This window comes from Mesorhizobium sp. WSM4887, from assembly GCF_029625865.1.
In the GTDB taxonomy this organism is placed as follows: Bacteria; Pseudomonadota; Alphaproteobacteria; order Rhizobiales; family Rhizobiaceae; genus Mesorhizobium.
The window spans coordinates 314,696-330,320 of record NZ_JARTVP010000001.1 but is presented as its reverse complement, the minus strand read 5'-3'; the positions used below and the strand labels follow the sequence as shown (position 1 = coordinate 330,320).

Below are 15,625 nucleotides of genomic sequence, written 5' to 3'. Positions count from 1 at the left end.
TTACTATTAAATAAACAAAACAAATAACTACCCTTTTCCCCCCCCCCCCCTTCCCCCACCCCCCCCCCCCCCCCCCCCCCCCCCCCCCCCCCCCCCCCCCCCCCCCCCCCCCCCCCCCCCCCCGCGACTTCTCACGGGACAGCCTACATGCCGAGCGAGGCTTTGTAGAGCTTGATTTGGTTCTCGCGGCCGATCTGGTCGGTCAGCTTCTCCCAGGCGGCGGCGATGGCATCCGCACCTTCCTGCGCCTTCATCTTGCCGGCGAAGGTGTTGGCCAGGATGTCCTCGGCGGCGCTGTAGTACTGGAAGATGCCGGGGATGCGCGGCTCGATCGCGGCGTTCGGATGGTTGTAGGAGTCGCCCTCCGACTTCAGATAGGAGGTGATGAAGGCCTCGTCATAGCCGGCCGCCACCCATTCCGGAATGTTGAAATGGGAGTTGCGGTAGGGCTGGAAGCCGGAAGGATAGGCCGCGCACCACAGCGACAGATCCTTGCCGCCGAGATGGGCCGCCGCCGACCACGCCGCCTTCTTCTTCTTCTCGTCGCTGTCGACGCGGGCCATGACATAGACGCCCCAGCCGAGATAGGCGCAGTTCGGCGCATAGTTCGGGCCGCTGGCCAGCTTGTCCCACTTGCCGGTCTTCGAATTGTAGACGTCGTCCGAGCCCGGCAGGATCGAGAAGCCGGTGACGTCGCCGATGACCGAGGAGTCGTTGGTCTTGACGTTGGAGCCGATATCGCCCCACCACGGGATCATCGAGCCAGTGCCGGCCAGGAACTGCTGGAAGCCGGTGGTGTTCGGATCGGCGTTGATCTGATCCGGCGGCTCCGAGGGCAGGGCGTCGATGACGTCCTGGATGGCCCGCACCCAAGCCGGGTTGTTGATGCGCGGCTTCATCGTATCCGGATCGAACAGCCAGGCCTTGTCGTCGGGGTGCTTGGCATAGGCAGAGGCGCGGCTGCCGAGGAAGTAGAAACCGAAGCCGCCCCAGGGCTTGGGCGCGTCGAGATAGCCATAGACGTCCTGGCCCTTGAACTGCTTGCCCTTGAGGAACTTGGTGACGGCCTGCACTTCCTGCCAAGTCTTGGGCACGCCCCATTCGGTCGTCGCGCCGCTCTCCTTCCAGGCCTTGGCGAGGTCGGGATCGGAGAATACGTCGGTGCGGTAGTTGAAGTTGTGCGTATCGCCGTCGATGGTCACGCGATACTGCTTGCCGTCCCAGGTGCCGACCGGCGGCTTGAGGTAGTTGACGAGATCGTCCATGTCGATCTGCTTCTTGACCCAGTCGGGCATCTCCGAGGTGAGGCCCTTGCCGCAGACGTCGCCCTCGAAGGGCGCACCCATCTCGATGATGTCGAAGTCGACGGTTTTGGTCGCGATCGACTGTTGCAGACGGGCGTTGTAGTCGGCCTGGGCGAGGTCGATCCAGCTGATCTTGGCGCCGGTATAGGCCTCCCACGGCTTCAGGAAGCCGCGGAACAGCACGTTGTGCAGGTTCTGGTTGTTGAGGCCCATGAAGGTGAGCTCGACACCGGCGAACTCGCCTTGCTTGACGTTGGCCTTGGTCGCTTCCAGGCAGAGCTCACCGACTTTCTGGAAGTCGGCGTCCGTCGGCTGGCCTTTGCCGACGCCGGGTATCTGCAGGATTTTCGCGCGCAGGTCGTCGGCGGCAGCCGCCGGCCTGGTCAGCGCGCCAAGCCCCGTGCCGGACGCCGCTGCGAGCGCCGCCATGCTGGCCGCGCCCTTCAGCAAATCGCGGCGGGTCGCCCCGGCACGCACCAGTTTTTCGTAAAGATCGACTCTCATCTCAAGGTTCCTCCCAGAACTTCAGTCGTGAATTGATTCTGCCAATCTCTCGACGTCGAAACGTCTGCGGTTCTCCTATACCATAGGGCAGCGTGGGACCCCACCCTGCGTCGCCTGGAGATCCGATTTTCGGGACAAGGACCGGCATTCGGATTGGCACTCGTCACTATTCGCGTAATCGATTACCTTGTCAACAAGATTGGCTTTTTATCTATAAGATACCGACTTGCCCTTGCCGTTGGCAATGGCTAGCTTCACCGAAAAAGATAGGGGAGACAATGGCTCAAGTCGCGATCGCCAATGTGGCCAAGGCTTTCGGAACCGTCAAGGTTCTACATGAGGTCAGCGTCGATATCGCCGACGGTCAATTCGTCGTCCTGGTCGGCCCTTCGGGCTGCGGCAAGTCCACGCTGCTGCGGATGGTGGCGGGGCTGGAAACGGTTTCCGGCGGAACGATTTCGATCGGCGACCGCATCGTCAACAACCTGCCGCCGGCCAAGCGCGACATCGCCATGGTGTTCCAGAACTACGCGCTCTATCCGCACAAGACGGTGGAGCAGAACATGGCTTTCGCGCTGAAGCTGCGCGGCACCGATCCGGCCATCGTCGCCGAGCGGGTGAAGCGTGCGGCCGACATCCTCGACCTCAATCCCTATCTCAAGCGCTATCCGCGCCAGCTTTCCGGCGGCCAGCGCCAGCGCGTCGCCATGGGCCGCGCGATCGTGCGCAACCCGCAGGTGTTTCTGTTCGACGAGCCGCTCTCAAACCTCGATGCCAAGCTGCGCGTGCAGATGCGCACCGAGATCAAGGAACTGCATCAGCGGCTGAAGACCACCACCATCTACGTCACACACGACCAGATCGAGGCCATGACCATGGCCGACAAGATCGTGGTGATGCGCGACGGCCGCATCGAGCAGATCGGCGCGCCGCTGCAACTGTTCGACCGGCCGGCCAACCTGTTCGTCGCGGGCTTCATCGGCTCGCCGGCGATGAACCTGCTCATGGGCACGGTGAAGAAGGGTGAAAGGTCCGAGGTCGACATAGCAGGCTCGGCCTTTCCGATGCCTGCCAGCATCGCCGCGGCGGACGGCCAGGCCGTCGTCTATGGCGTCCGTCCCGAGCATCTGGAGATCCATCCCGACGGTGTGGCGTCCACGATTTCGGTGGTCGAGCCGACCGGCTCGGAAACGCTGGTGTTCGTGCGCTTCGGCGAGGGCGAGATGGTGGCGCTGTTCCGCGAGCGTCACGACTTCAAGCCTGGCGATACGCTGAAGCTCAGGCCTCGGCTCGACCATGTCCATCTCTTCGACGCAGGGACCGGCAAGCGTCTCTGACCGCAAACACACATCGAGGAAACCATGCTCAAAGGGATCAATCCGCTGCTCAACGCCGACGTGCTCCAGGCACTGCGGGCGATGGGGCACGGCGACGACCTGATCATCGCCGACACCAATTTCCCATCCGACTCCGTCGCCAAGCAGACGGTGCTCGGCAAGCTGCTGCGCATCGATGCGCCGGCGGCCGAAGTGGTGAAGGCGGTGCTGTCGCTCTATCCCCTGGACAGCTTCGTCAACGACGCGGCCGCGCGCATGGAGATCGTCGGCAAGCCGAACGAGATCCCGCCGGTGCAGAAGGAGGTGCAGCAGGAAATCGACGCGGCCGAGGGCAAACCCTGGCCGATGATCTCGATCGAGCGCTACGCCTTCTACGAGCGGGCGAAGAAGGCGTATTGCGTCATCCAGACCGGTGAGCGCCGCTTCTATGGCTGCTTTGCCTTCCGCAAGGGCGTCATTCCGCCGGATGCGGAGTAAGGAGATGTCCGCCAGCAAGCCAGTCGTCATCCTGGGTGTCTTCGTCGCCGACACCGCCTATCGCGCCGACCGCCAGCCGCGCATGGGCGAGACGATCCTCGGCAATTCGTTCAAGCTCGGACCCGGCGGCAAGGGCTCGAACCAGGCGGTCGCAGCCGGCAAACTCGGCGCCGACATCACCTTCCTGACCCGGCTCGGCATCGATGCCTTCGCCGACATGGCCAAGCAGACGTGGAAGGATGCGGGCGTCAAGAGCGCGGTCATCGACACGCCGGACAGCTACACCGGGGCGGCTTATATCTTTGTCGAGGAGGGCAGCGGCAACAACGCCATCATCGTCAGCCCGGGTGCTGCGATGCTGATCTCTTCCGCTGACATCGAGGCGCATGCTGACCTGATCCGCTCGGCGGGCGTCTTTGTCACCCAGCTCGAGCAGCCGATTGACGCGGCGCTGAAAGCTTTGCAAATCGCGCGCGGGGCAGGGGTGACTACCATTCTTAACCCGGCGCCGGCCGCCACCCTGCCGGACAGCATCTACGCGCTTTGCGACTACGTCACACCCAACGAGTCCGAGGCCGAGGGGCTGACCGGCATCGCCGTCTCTTCGGTCGACGATGCCCGCCGCGCCGCCGACAGCCTGCTGGCAAAGGGCGTCGGCGCCGTCATCGTGACGCTTGGCGAGAAGGGCGCGCTGCTGCACACCAGGGAGCGATCCGATCACGTCGGCGCCGTCACTGCCGGCCCTGTAATCGAAACCACGGGGGCGGGCGACGCCTTCAATGGTGGACTGGCGGCGGCGCTTGCCAAGGGCGTCGAGCCGCTGGAGGCGGTGCGCTTCGCCTGTACCGTCGCAGGCATTTCGGTGACCCGGCCGGGCACCGCGCCTTCCATGCCGACGCTCCAGGAGGTCGAGGCGCTGCTGGCGCGGGGTTGAAGCCGCCAAATCTCGCGTGGCGTTTCAGCGGCGCTACCCGGTCATCGGCTTGACCACAACTCACAGAAGTTGGTCTCTCACGGCCCCCAGGGTTGCATATTAGCCACGGTTAATATTAATCGGCGCCAACGCCTTGCATCAACGGCATAGGTGTCCCGTAATGGGCCACCGTGTCTGGCATCGCAATTGCACTGTCAGCAATGCCGGGGTGGACCGTGCCTCGGTAGCCGGGGGGCTATTTTGGGGGGCCCGCCGCTCCGCGATGGAGCGGCGGCGCTTTAAGGGTCGAGGGTACTGGCGATGTATTTTCCGCAATTTCTGGTGGGCATGTTCGCGACGTCGTTCACCGTCGCAATCTGGGTCGGGTTGCAAACCGGCTCCGCCTGGAAGGCGCTCGGCTGCGCTATGCTTGCAATGATCATTCTCCAGATTGGATATGCCGGACTGGTCATGCGGCTCATCTACAAGCGGGGATCGCAAGGCACTGGAGCTGACTTTATATCGGCAAATGCGGCGCAACCGGTGCAGCGAGCGCGTCCACACTAGAGGGCTCACCCTCCCGAGCGAGTGCAGACCGTAAACCCTTGGCGACGACCAAACCGTCCCGCCCTTCTCCTGGAACTGCGCGACCGGGCAGCAGTTCGAGCCGACAAGGCTTTCAAGACCTGGGTTTTCGGAACGCAAAGCCGTTGCGATTACGTGCCATGGCTTGATGACCGGGGCCGGCCAAGGCTGGCTCAACCCGCCAAACGCGCCTGCGGAACGCAAGCAGTGCCAGCGCGTTCACCGTCTTGACCAGCACAGGCAGCCTGGTTTCCCGGAACGGTGAGATGAAAAAGCCCTATAAAAAGCCCACGCTTGTAAAGCGCGAGAAGCTCACCGCCCGAACCGCGCAGATTGTCGCCTCCGGTGTGATATTGGGCGAGTGAATAGGGGCGCCCACGCGCAGCTGAAGAATTTTGCTGCTCAGAGCAGGCTGGCCGGTCGGTGACTTGCTCTAGAGGGCCGGGCCCGGCCGAATGGCGCTTCCGTCAGAAAAGCGCGACAGGCGAAAGCGGGTGAGATCGTGCCCGATCTGGTTTCCCTGGATCATGTCGGCGACGACGCGGCCGATTCCGGGTCCGATACCGAAGCCGTGGCCGCTCATGCCGGTTGCGACAACGAGGCCAGCTATCGCCTGCACTTTGTCCACAATGGGAACGACGTCCGGCATCGCGTCGATCATGCCAGCCCAGCATGCCTTTAGGCGCACCGCGTCGAGCTGTGGGAACAGGCGCCTGAAATTGCGCTCGATGGAACGCAGACCAGAGCGTTCGGGAGCCGGATTTAGCACCCGCATTGTTTCGAAAGGACTTTGCGAATCCGGCGCCCAGTGACGCGGCGTCGACCAGCCATCCGGGTAGCCCGCCGGCGCAGCCGGCGAATAGCGTGAGCCGAAAGGATTGGCCATAAGCGCGGGAAGGTATTTCTTCGCATGCCGGAATGCGTCTGGGCCAAGGTGAAGCAAATGACTGCCTCCGGCAGCGAGCGTGTATCCGCCATCCTGTCGGCGTCTGAAAGCGATATGCTCTCCTGCCGCGGCTCCTGCATAGACTTCAGGCATCGCCTCGGTTGCCGCGACGGTCGACCTTACACTGAGCTGGGGAATGGAAACGCCATGTCTTCTCAGGAACAGGGAAGACCACGCACCGCCGGCGAGCAGAACGCTCGACGTCTCGATGTGACCCGCCTCTGTCCACACACCGCTGATCCTCCCGGCCGAGATTTCCAGGGCTCGCGCCGCGCAATTCTCCACAATCTTGACGCCCTTGCGGGCGGCAAGCCGGGCGAGTGCGGGCACGGCCAGCCAAGGCTCCGCCCGCATGTCGGAAGGCGTTGTCATCGCGCCCTTGAAACTGCGCGACATGCCTTTGATGAGACCGGCGGTTTCCCGTGCGTTCAGCAGGCGCGTGTCGATCTCATGGGCGGCAGCGATCTTCATGAATTTTTCGAAGCGGGCCATTTCGCGGTCGGAGCCTGCCAGGTAAGTCACGCCTGTCTGCTTCAAGCCGATGTCTTCGCCGCATTCCTCAGCCAGTTGCCGCCAATGACGCGACGCCTCGATCACGATCGGCAGTTCGTCCGCATCGCGTCCCTGTTTGCGGATCCATCCCCAATTGCGCGAGGACTGTTCGGCAGCGATGCGCCCCTTTTCCAACAGCGTCACCGATATGTTGCGCCGCGCAAGAAAAAGCGCTGTTGCAACGCCGATAACGCCGCCGCCGATAATGACCACGTCAGCGCTTTTTGGTGGAGGGCCGGGAAATTGAATCGGATCTGCTTCGGAGAACGGGAAAGTAGGCAAGGGGCGAATCCTGAAAAGGCCGCGTCAGCTATGGCCCACCGGCAGCCATCCTTTCTTGAGGCAGTTCAGGGGGAAGGTGGAGCACAGGCGCCTGACGAGCGGCTCCCGTAGTCGCCCATTCAGACGCGGTGGATCGCGAATGTTGGCCGTAGCGAATACAAAAAGTTGAAACTCTCCGGAAAATGAAAGTTCAAGCTTTTGAGCAGGGCTTAAACCCTTGAAAAGTCTGGCGCGAGTGACGGGGCTCGAACCCGCGACCTCCGGCGTGACAGGCCGGCACTCTAACCGACTGAGCTACACCCGCGCACTGACGAGCACGTGTCAGGCGTGTTCGTCGTTGGGGCGCTGGATAAGGGGTTCGTTTGCGGGTGTCAAGCGCGGCATGTGAGCATAACAACAATCAGCAGAAGGTTTTTTTACAAGTGCGCCGGCATTGGGGAAATCCGTCCGACAGCGGGTGCGCCGGCTGTTCATTGGGCCTTGCGAATAGAGCTCTAACTGCTTAAAGGTCCGGCCCGGAGCGGGCGATTAGCTCAGTTGGTAGAGCGCTTCGTTTACACCGAAGATGTCGGCGGTTCGAGCCCGTCATCGCCCACCAGTTTCCTGGCACAACCAAGACTCACGGCGGCGTCAGGCGGAAATCCTGGCCTTCGGGCAGGAGCTGGCCGCCATCAACGACGATCGTCGTGCCGGTGATGTAGCTGGCGTCGTCGGAGGCCAGGAACAGGAAGGCGTTGGCGACGTCGCGCGGCGTGCCGAGACGTCCGAGCGGCACGGCGTCCTCCATGCTCTTGATGAAGGCGGCATCGCGGTGAAGCTTCATGCCCTCGGTCAGGATGTTGCCCGGCTCGACGCCGTTGACGGTGATGCCATAGCCGGAAAACTCCAGCGCCGCCGCGCGGATGAAGCCGTTGATGCCGGCCTTGCTTGCCGAATAATGGCCGTGGCCGGGGCTGCTCACTTGCGGGCCGGTAATGGAAGAGGTGAAGAGCATGCGACCGCTGCCCTGAGCCTTCATCGGTGGAAGCGCTGCCCGGGCCGCGTTGAAGCTGCCGCGCAGATTGACCGCCATGACCCGGTCCCAGTCCTCCGGGCTGGTGTTCTCGATCAATTGCCAGGGATAGATGCCGGCGTTCTGGACGATGATGTCGAGGCGGCCGTGACGCTGCAGCGCCAATGCCACCACCGCTTCGGCGTCGGCCGTCTTCGAAATGTCGGTGCGGATGAAGGCGGCACCCAGTTCGTCTGCGCTCGCCTGGCCGGCTTCGGCTTCACTGTCGGCCAGCACAAGGGTGGCGCCTTCCTCGGTGAAGCGCTGGGCTATGCCCTTGCCGATGCCACGCGCGGCCCCGACGATCACCGCCACCTTGCCTTCGATGCGTCCGGTCATGCGGGCCGTCCTGTCATGCGAGTCTTTGGCGAATGGTTTGCTTGAAAGCGTCGAGAAGCACGGCCGCCAGCACCAGCAAGCCATGGATGACCTGGGTGAAGTTGGCCGGCAGGGCCATGAGGTTGATGGCGGTGTTGATGGCCGACAGGAGCAGCACGCCGGCATAGACGCCGGGCAGGGTGCCGACGCCGCCTTTCAGGCTGACGCCGCCAATGACGACGGCGGCGAAGGCGTTGAAGAGCAGGCCGACGCCGAGATTGGCGGTGGCGCCGGAGGTGCGGATGGCGAGCAGCCAGCCGGCGAGGCCGGCGATGGCGCCGGCAAGCACGAAGGCGATGATCAGGTTGCGGTTGACGCGGATGCCGGCGCGGAAGGTCGCGGTCTCGTTGCCGCCGATCATCACCAGATGCCGGCCGAACGGCGTCTTGGCGAGAATCAGCGAGAAGGCGACGAAGCAGCCGACAGCGATCCAGGCGGTGAGCGGCAGGCCGGCGAGCCGCTGGATACCGAACCAGCGGATGGCCGGCGCCAAATCCTGCGCCGAGCGTCCGCCGGAAACGACAAGCACGAGGCCGCGCACCCAGATATAGGAGGCAAGCGTGATGATGAAGGCGCTCATCTGCAGCCTGACGATGAGGAAACCGTTGATGACGCCGATAATGGCTCCCACCGCCAGGGCTACGGCGAGCGAGACCGGCACCATCAGCCAGTCCGGATGCAACTGCAGGCCGAGGCCGATGCCTGACGAGCAGAACATGATGCCGACTGCCATGGCGCTGAGCGCCGCGACCGATTCAACCGACAGGTCCATGTGACCGGCAATGATGACCAGCGCCAGGCCGATCGACATCACGCCCAGCACGCTCGATGCCTCGACGATGTTGGCGAAGATGCCGAGCTGGAAGAAGTTCGGAATGAGCGTCGAGAACACGGCCAGCACGAAGACCAGCATGAACCAGACGAGATTGTCGAGCACAAGCTCGAGACTGTGGCGGGTGCGTGGGCTCATCGGCCGATCCGGTTAGCGTCGAATTTGAATATGCGGCTGCCGCGGGGCGGGCCCGCGAGGCTCCGGGCCGGGAGGCCCGGAGCTCGATGGAAAAGGCCTACTCGACGGGCTTAACGGTATCCGTCGGCGGCTTCAGGTTGCCCCAGAAAGCGGGGTTGTCGACATTCTCCTTGGTGATCGCCGCGCCTGGGATCTTGATGTTCGGGCCCCAGGCTTCTTTGGTCACCACCGACTTCAGGCCGAGCACGTCGTACTCGCCGGGCTTGATCTCCTGCTTGTTGACGACCTTGTCCATGAACATGGCGACGGCCGCGGCCTGGGCGTAGAGCGGCTGTTCGACTTCGACGTTGAGCCAACCCTTGCGGATCAGGTCGAGGCCGACCGGCGCGCCGTTCGAGCTCATCATCATCACATCGCCCGGCTTCTTACCGGCGGCCTCCAGCGAGGCAACGCCCGCGACCGAAAGATGCGCAGCGTGGCTGAAGATCAGGTCGATGTCGGGATTGGCCAAGATCTGGTCGGCGACGATGGTGCCGGCGTTGCTCGCCTCCCACTGCATGGCGGGCAGCGAGATGATCTTGACGTCCGGAAACGCCTTCATCTTCTCCTCGAAACCCTTCTGGATGTCGAGCGTGTAGGGATCGCCGGGATCGCCGAGCACCTGCAGGATCTTGCCCTTGACCGAGCCATGCTTGGCCTTCAGCAGCGCTTCGGCCTGCTCCGCCGCAATGTGGCCGATCTCGACCGTGCCGGCGACCGATGTGAAGTCGGACGGCGTGGCGGTGATTTGGCGGTCGAACTCGACCACAGGGATGCCGGCCGCGCGGGCGGCTTCAACGGATGGCTTCAACGCATTGAAATCGACCGCGGCGAGGATGATCGCCTTCGGCTTAAGCGCAATCACGTCGTTCATCTGCGATTGCTGAGCGTCGGTTTTGTTGTCGGCGTTCAGCGTCTTCATCTCGTAGCCGACCTGTTTCAGAAACAGTTCCAGCGCGCTCACCGAGCCGGTCTGGAATTCGTCGAGCAAGGTCGGCACCAGGTAGTAGACGGTACCCTTGGACTGGGCGAATGCCGGCGTGAGCGTGGCAATGGCCAGGGCCAGGATACCGAAGACAGAAAGTAGCATTCGCTTCATGTCGTTCGCTCCTCTTTTCGCCGGACCCCTCATTTGTCCCTCAGCCCGCCGGTCCGGCACCGGCGAGCGTTTCCCCGGTGATCATGTTGATCACCGCATCGGGACTTGTCTTGTTGCGGGCAACGTCGCCCGCCACGACGCCCTGGCGGATCACCACGATCCGGTCGGCGACCTGGAAGGCCTGCTGCATGATGTGGGTGATGATGACGACGCCGATGCCTTGGCTCGCCACCTTGCGGATCATGTCGAGGCCGCGGCGCGTCTGCTCGACGCCGAGCGCGGCGAAGGGCTCGTCGAGCAGCACCAGCTTGCCGCCCCAATGAACGAAACGGTTGAGCTCGATCGCCTGCCGCTGGCCGCCCGAGAGATGCTCGACCTTGGTGCGCAGCGAGGGAATGCGAGTGCCGGCATTGGCCAGCGCCTTCGCCACTACTGACTCCATCGCGCGCTCGTCGAGCACCGGAACGCCCAGCACCCTGCGGGTGATCTCGCGGCCCATGAAGAAGTTGGCCACCACGTCGACATTGGTGCAGAGCGAGAGGTCCTGGTAGACGGTCTCGATGCCGGCGGCCTTGGCCTCGGCGGGGGTTTTGGCGAGGAACTCCTTGCCTTCGAACAGCATGCGACCCGAGGTCGGCTCGAGTCCGCCGGCGATGATCTTGACCAGCGTCGACTTGCCGGCGCCGTTGTCGCCGAGCAGCGCCACCACCTCGCCGCGCGCGATCGAGAAGCTGATGCCCCTCAGCGCCCGGATGGCGCCGTAATTCTTGGTGACGTTGTCGAGGACCAGCAGGGGTTCGCTCATGCCGCGATGTCTCCGCCGTTCAGAAGGTCGCCTTCGCGCTGCCGCTTGGCGGTGAAGATCTGGCCGAAGCGTGGCGAAAGCACGCCGGAAACGGCAAGTGCCGCGGCGCCGCGCAACACGGCATGCTGCCCGCCCTGCGCCACGAGGATGCGCGGCGCGGCGCGATCCTTGCGAGCCGAAACCGAATTGTGCAGCGGCTCCGCCAATGCAGCCAAGCGTTCGAGCAACTGAGGCGAGGCGAGGCCCCCAAGCACGATCGTCTCGGGATCGAAAAGATTTTCAATCACGGCGATGGCATTGCGGAAGATCGGAGCGACTTCGGCCACCCATCCGGCGTCGTTGCCGTTCCAGCGGCCGCGCGCCTCGAGCGACAGATAGCGTTCGAGGCAGCCCCGGTTGCCGCAGGGGCAAAGCTCGCCTTCCGGAACGACGGGGATGTGTCCGATCTCGCCGGCATTGCCCCAGGCCCCGCGCAGCACGCCGCCGTCATGCACCATGGCGCCGCCAAGCCCGACGCTGAAGTAGAGATAGTAGTAGTCGGAACGCTGGAGGCCGAGGCCGTAGAGGCGTTCCCCCATGGCCGCCGCCGCCATATCGGTCTCGAAGAAGGCGGGCAGGCCCGTCGCGGCGGCAAGGCGCTCGCGCAACGGCACGCCTTTCCAGCCGGCCATTGTGGTCGGTCCGACGAAGCTCATGGACTCGACGCCGAACGGGCCGGGAAGCGCCATGCCGACGCCGATGACCCGTCCTCCGGCCCGGCGCCCGGTCAGATCGGCAACCATGGCGCCGATCGCCTCGAAGGCGAGATCGGGCGTCGGGCTCGGCGCTTCGCGATGGACGCTCTCGATCACGTCGCCGCTCAGGTTGATGAGTGCGGCGTCTATCCCCAGCGGGGTGAGGTGGATGCCGACGGCATAGCCGCCTTCCGGGTTGATGCGCAGCGTGGCCGGCGGCTGGCCGCGGCCCTTCGGTTCCTCGCGGACCGACAGTATGTAACCCTGTTCCTCCAACTCGCGCACGATAGTCGAGACCGTCTGAACGGTGAGCCCGACGTGGTGCGCGATGTCGCCGCGGGCGATCGGACCGAAGCGGCGGATGGATTCGAGCACGATGCGCCGGTTGTATGGCCGCCCGAACTCCTGATTGGTTCCCCGCAACGCCATGGCTTGCGCTCCTGACGGACACAAGGTTCGCAGAGAAGATTTATTCAGTCAAATGGAATTCAAAAATAATTTGCCCGGCTCTCGAGGAGAGCAAGTTTCCCTGCGGCCCCGGCGTTTGCGACCCGGGCAATGTGCGGCAAGCTAGTATCTGATGACGCGACGCTCGATCAGCACGACGATGCAGAAAAGGGCGATCGACAGCGACGAGGACAGCACGATCGCGGCGTAGAGCCGGTCGGATTGATAGTTGAACGTTGCCTGGATGATCAGCGCGCCGAGGCCTTTGTCCGAGCCGATCCATTCGCCGACGATGGCGCCGATTACCGCAGTGGCCGAGGCGATGCGCAGCGAGGAGAACAGCATCGGCAGGGCGCGGGGCAGGCGCAGAGCCCAGAAGATCTCCGAGCGTGTCGCCGACAGCACGCGGAACAGTTCGTGCTCGTTGTCGCTTGCCGAATCCAGGCCTCGGATCATGTTCACCAGGGTCGGGAAGAAGCAGATCACGGCGGCGATGACGATCTTTGGCGTCATGCCGAGGCCGAAGATCAGGATGATGATCGGCGACAGCGCCAGGATCGGAATGGTGTTGAAGAACAGCACGATCGGGAAATAGGCGGCCTGCAGGATGCGGCTGTGCACGAAGACCACGGCAAGCAGCACGGCGGCGAGATTGCCGATGACGAAGCCCGCCAGCGCCTCGATCAGCGTCGGTCTGAGATTGTCGATGAGCAGGGCGAAATTCTTCTGGAAGACGCCGAAGATCGCCGTCGGCGTCGGCACGATATAGGCCGGCACGCCGAGCAGCGGCAGGAGATACTGCCAGGCAATCAGGATCGACGCCGCGCCCAGAACCGGAAGTGCAATCGCCATTTGCGGGGCAAGCGGCGCCGGTCTCACGATGCGCGCTCCAGCGCTGCACGCAACTCGGCCATGGCGCCGACGATCGCCGCATCCTCGCGCTTGCAGCGGTTGCCTTCCTGCTTGAAGGGCCGCAGGTCGAGGTCCTTCACCACCCGTCCCGGATTGGCAGCCAGCACAATGACGCGCTCGCCGAGATAGGCGGCTTCGGCGATCGAATGGGTGACGAAAAGGATCGTTGTGCCGGTGCGCCGCCAGAGCGTCAGCAATTCGTCGTTGAGGCGATCGCGCGTGATCTCGTCCAGCGCGCCGAACGGCTCGTCCATCAGAAGCAGCCTGGGCTCGCTAAGCAGGGCGCGCGCGATGGCGACGCGCTGGCGCTGGCCCCCCGAAAGCTGATGCGGCAGGCGTTCACCGAGTCCGCCAAGCCCCATCAGCTCCAGCAGTTCGCTGCTGCGGTCATCGATCTTGCGTGTGAGGCTGCGCTGGCCGACGCCGAGCGGCAGGCGCACATTGTCGCGCACCGTGCGCCAGGGCAGCAGGGTGGAATCCTGGAAGACGAAGCCGACGTCGCGGCGCGAGCGCACCGCGTGCGGTGTGGCTCCAAGCACGCTGATCGTGCCGTCCAGCGGGTCGAGCAGGTCCGCCACCACGCGAAGTAAGGTCGACTTGCCGCAGCCCGACGGGCCGAGGATCGACAGGAAGGAGCCGGCCGCGACCGTGAGGTCGAGGCCGGACAGCACCTTGACGACCTTCTGCCGGCCGCCATAGCCGACATCGAGCTTCTGCGCTTCGATGGCGTTCGGCATCAGGCCGCGGGCGCGTCGAGCTTGGGCCGGTCCGCGGCCGAAAGCTCCAGGATCTTCGTGGTGTAGACATCTTTGGCGGCCGGGCGTCCGTTCGGGTACTGGCCGACCTTGTCGAGCAGCGTCAATTGCTCCTCGATGGAGGCAGGGTCGAACGTGCCCCAGCCATCTTTGGCGGTCGCGCCGTCGAAGGAGAGTTTCAGCACTAGGTTGACGGTCTTCTCTTCCCAGCCGAGATCCATCTCCGGATACGCGGCGACCATCTTCTTCACCGCTTCCTGGGGGTTGGCGTGAACCCAGCCCCAGCCCTTGCCGACCGCGCCGACGAACTTCGCCAGTGTGTCGGGGTCCTTCTCGATCGCCGCGTCGGTCGCGAAATAGACGTCGGCGTAGGAAGCGAGGCCGAGGTCGCGCACCAGGAGATCGATGCGGTCCTCGCCGACCGCGCTCAGCGCCTGGGTGTTGGTGATCCAGCCGCCGATGGCGTCGACGTCGCCGCGCACCAGAGGCGCCTTGTCGAAGCCGACATTGACGATGGTGACTTCCGAGGGGTCGATACCGTTCTTGGCCAGGATCTCATCGATGACGAAGCGCGCGGTCGGCTGGATGCCGATCTTCTTGCCCTTGAGGTCGGCAACATTGCGGATTGGCTTTCCCGGTTTCGAGGTCAGCGCATAGGGGCCGGTGCGGAAGCCGCAGGCGATGATTCTGATCGGCACGCCGCTGGCGCGCGCCGCATAAAGCTGCGGCGTTTCCGAGAACTGGCCGAGCTGCGCGGCGCCGGAGATCACCGGCGGCACGGTCGAGGCATTGGGGCCGCCAGGGCTGAACTCCACCTCGAGCCCGGCATCCTTGAAATAGCCGTTGGCGACGGCCGCGATGTCACCGATCTGGCCATTGGACATCAGCCAGTCATACTGGATGACGACCTTGCCGGCGGCCCTGGCGCCCGGCGTCAACACCAATTGCATACCGGCTGACGCGGCTGCGACCGCTGCGAGGCCGCCCTTCACGAAAGCGCGGCGGTTCAATTCGTAGTCTTGGTTCCCACTCATTTTTCGCTCCTGTTGCAGACTTCTTGTCTCTTCTTTCCAAGCGCCGCTCCCTCGGCGCGGCGTCGCTACGGCTGTTGGTCGTGGTAGTCGCCAGGGCCGCCGTCGAGCCAGGCGTAAAGCTCCCAAAGCGTGTCGTCCGGATCGGTGAAATAGGCGCAGCGCGCATTCCAGACGTAGTTTTCGGGCGGTCCATAGAAGGGCACGCCCTTGGCGCTCAATTCGCCGTGCAGCCGGTCGATCTCGGCCGGCGATCCGAGCTGGACGGCGACGCAAACCTTGTGCGCTTGGCGCGGCGATCTCTGGTTCGAGACGCCGGTGTGTCGGTTGATGTGGTCGAGCTCCCAGGCGGCGAGCGTCACGCCCTCGCCATGGAAATCGGCAAACCCTTCGGCACGCCGACGCAGCCGGAAGCCGAGTTTCCCGACATAGAAGTCGACCGTACGCTCGATATTTTCCACCAGCAGGCAGACGTCGGAGATGCGGGTGAGGTTGGCCGGCATG

Annotated in this window: 15 protein-coding genes and 2 tRNA genes; 5 read left to right on the top strand and 12 right to left on the bottom strand. The window is 64.1% G+C overall.

What is annotated here, in order from left to right:
- Positions 1–143: 143 nt before the first annotated feature.
- The gene (locus tag P9230_RS01620) at positions 144–1,808 is read right to left on the bottom strand and encodes a sugar ABC transporter substrate-binding protein (protein ID WP_067328234.1); all 1,665 of its coding nucleotides are present in this window, start codon (positions 1,806–1,808) and stop codon (positions 144–146) included.
- 278 nt (positions 1,809–2,086) lie between these two features.
- Between P9230_RS01620 and ugpC the strand changes: the two genes are divergently transcribed.
- From ugpC to P9230_RS01600, 4 genes are all read left to right on the top strand, one after another.
- Positions 2,087–3,145: a sn-glycerol-3-phosphate ABC transporter ATP-binding protein UgpC gene (gene ugpC / locus P9230_RS01615; RefSeq protein WP_278117137.1), complete on the top strand. Its 1,059-nt coding sequence runs from the start codon at positions 2,087–2,089 to the stop codon at positions 3,143–3,145.
- Between the two features lie 24 nt (positions 3,146–3,169).
- Positions 3,170–3,622, top strand: coding sequence for an RbsD/FucU family protein (locus P9230_RS01610; protein ID WP_066998829.1), 453 nt, complete (start codon positions 3,170–3,172; stop codon positions 3,620–3,622).
- Positions 3,623–3,626: 4 nt separating this feature from the next.
- Positions 3,627–4,556: a ribokinase gene (rbsK, locus tag P9230_RS01605; RefSeq protein ID WP_127241075.1), complete on the top strand. Its 930-nt coding sequence runs from the start codon at positions 3,627–3,629 to the stop codon at positions 4,554–4,556.
- A gap of 300 nt (positions 4,557–4,856) precedes the next feature.
- Entirely contained in the window at positions 4,857–5,102 is a 246-nt protein-coding gene (locus tag P9230_RS01600; protein WP_278117135.1) for a hypothetical protein, read from the top strand.
- A 451-nt stretch (positions 5,103–5,553) separates the two neighbouring features.
- Here P9230_RS01600 and P9230_RS01595 read toward each other — a convergent pair whose 3' ends face one another.
- Both P9230_RS01595 and P9230_RS01590 read right to left on the bottom strand, forming a co-directional pair.
- On the bottom strand, positions 5,554–6,900 hold the full coding sequence (locus P9230_RS01595; RefSeq protein ID WP_278117133.1) for an FAD-binding oxidoreductase: 1,347 nt from the start codon (positions 6,898–6,900) through the stop codon (positions 5,554–5,556).
- 227 nt (positions 6,901–7,127) lie between these two features.
- Positions 7,128–7,204, bottom strand: a tRNA-Asp gene (locus P9230_RS01590).
- A 218-nt stretch (positions 7,205–7,422) separates the two neighbouring features.
- On the opposite strand from P9230_RS01590, the gene P9230_RS01585 reads away from it, so the two are divergent.
- A tRNA-Val gene (locus P9230_RS01585) sits at positions 7,423–7,498 on the top strand.
- A 21-nt stretch (positions 7,499–7,519) separates the two neighbouring features.
- Here the strand turns inward: P9230_RS01585 and P9230_RS01580 are convergent.
- The 9 genes from P9230_RS01580 to P9230_RS01540 form a co-directional block, all read right to left on the bottom strand.
- Entirely contained in the window at positions 7,520–8,290 is a 771-nt protein-coding gene (locus P9230_RS01580) for an SDR family oxidoreductase (protein ID WP_278117131.1), read from the bottom strand.
- Between the two features lie 13 nt (positions 8,291–8,303).
- On the bottom strand, positions 8,304–9,299 hold the full coding sequence (locus P9230_RS01575; RefSeq protein WP_278117129.1) for an ABC transporter permease: 996 nt from the start codon (positions 9,297–9,299) through the stop codon (positions 8,304–8,306).
- Between the two features lie 97 nt (positions 9,300–9,396).
- A complete protein-coding gene (locus tag P9230_RS01570; protein WP_066995049.1) occupies positions 9,397–10,437 on the bottom strand; it encodes a sugar ABC transporter substrate-binding protein in 1,041 nt (346 codons plus the stop codon).
- Positions 10,438–10,477: 40 nt separating this feature from the next.
- Positions 10,478–11,242: an ATP-binding cassette domain-containing protein gene (locus P9230_RS01565; protein WP_067328253.1), complete on the bottom strand. Its 765-nt coding sequence runs from the start codon at positions 11,240–11,242 to the stop codon at positions 10,478–10,480.
- On the bottom strand, positions 11,239–12,405 hold the full coding sequence (locus P9230_RS01560; protein ID WP_278117127.1) for an ROK family transcriptional regulator: 1,167 nt from the start codon (positions 12,403–12,405) through the stop codon (positions 11,239–11,241). The genes P9230_RS01565 and P9230_RS01560 overlap by 4 nt, the downstream gene beginning before the upstream one ends.
- 141 nt (positions 12,406–12,546) lie before the next feature.
- Positions 12,547–13,302, bottom strand: coding sequence for an ABC transporter permease (locus P9230_RS01555; protein WP_067328257.1), 756 nt, complete (start codon positions 13,300–13,302; stop codon positions 12,547–12,549).
- Positions 13,299–14,072: an ATP-binding cassette domain-containing protein gene (locus P9230_RS01550; RefSeq protein ID WP_278054203.1), complete on the bottom strand. Its 774-nt coding sequence runs from the start codon at positions 14,070–14,072 to the stop codon at positions 13,299–13,301. Before P9230_RS01550 ends, P9230_RS01555 begins: the two co-directional genes overlap by 4 nt.
- Complete coding sequence (locus P9230_RS01545) at positions 14,072–15,124, bottom strand: ABC transporter substrate-binding protein (RefSeq protein WP_176477644.1); 1,053 nt, start codon at positions 15,122–15,124, stop codon at positions 14,072–14,074. The genes P9230_RS01550 and P9230_RS01545 overlap by 1 nt, the downstream gene beginning before the upstream one ends.
- Before the next feature lie 65 nt (positions 15,125–15,189).
- Positions 15,190–15,624, bottom strand: a complete 435-nt coding sequence (locus P9230_RS01540) for a VOC family protein (protein WP_067328264.1) — start codon at positions 15,622–15,624, stop codon at positions 15,190–15,192.
- Between the last annotated feature and the right edge of the window lies 1 nt (position 15,625).

What these genes read in the sequence shown, in the direction of transcription:
- P9230_RS01545 (WP_176477644.1), bottom strand. Translation starts at nt 15,124, where the DNA reads ATGAGTGGGAACCAAGACTACGAATTGAACCGCCGCGCTTTCGTGAAG.
- P9230_RS01550 (WP_278054203.1), bottom strand. Translation starts at nt 14,072, where the DNA reads ATGCCGAACGCCATCGAAGCGCAGAAGCTCGATGTCGGCTATGGCGGC.
- P9230_RS01580 (WP_278117131.1), bottom strand. Translation starts at nt 8,290, where the DNA reads ATGACCGGACGCATCGAAGGCAAGGTGGCGGTGATCGTCGGGGCCGCG.
- P9230_RS01610 (WP_066998829.1), top strand. Translation starts at nt 3,170, where the DNA reads ATGCTCAAAGGGATCAATCCGCTGCTCAACGCCGACGTGCTCCAGGCA.
- P9230_RS01560 (WP_278117127.1), bottom strand. Translation starts at nt 12,405, where the DNA reads ATGGCGTTGCGGGGAACCAATCAGGAGTTCGGGCGGCCATACAACCGG.
- P9230_RS01620 (WP_067328234.1), bottom strand. Translation starts at nt 1,808, where the DNA reads ATGAGAGTCGATCTTTACGAAAAACTGGTGCGTGCCGGGGCGACCCGC.
- rbsK (WP_127241075.1), top strand. Translation starts at nt 3,627, where the DNA reads ATGTCCGCCAGCAAGCCAGTCGTCATCCTGGGTGTCTTCGTCGCCGAC.
- P9230_RS01540 (WP_067328264.1), bottom strand. Translation starts at nt 15,624, where the DNA reads ATGCCGGCCAACCTCACCCGCATCTCCGACGTCTGCCTGCTGGTGGAA.
- P9230_RS01570 (WP_066995049.1), bottom strand. Translation starts at nt 10,437, where the DNA reads ATGAAGCGAATGCTACTTTCTGTCTTCGGTATCCTGGCCCTGGCCATT.
- P9230_RS01565 (WP_067328253.1), bottom strand. Translation starts at nt 11,242, where the DNA reads ATGAGCGAACCCCTGCTGGTCCTCGACAACGTCACCAAGAATTACGGC.
- P9230_RS01575 (WP_278117129.1), bottom strand. Translation starts at nt 9,299, where the DNA reads ATGAGCCCACGCACCCGCCACAGTCTCGAGCTTGTGCTCGACAATCTC.
- ugpC (WP_278117137.1), top strand. Translation starts at nt 2,087, where the DNA reads ATGGCTCAAGTCGCGATCGCCAATGTGGCCAAGGCTTTCGGAACCGTC.
- P9230_RS01600 (WP_278117135.1), top strand. Translation starts at nt 4,857, where the DNA reads ATGTATTTTCCGCAATTTCTGGTGGGCATGTTCGCGACGTCGTTCACC.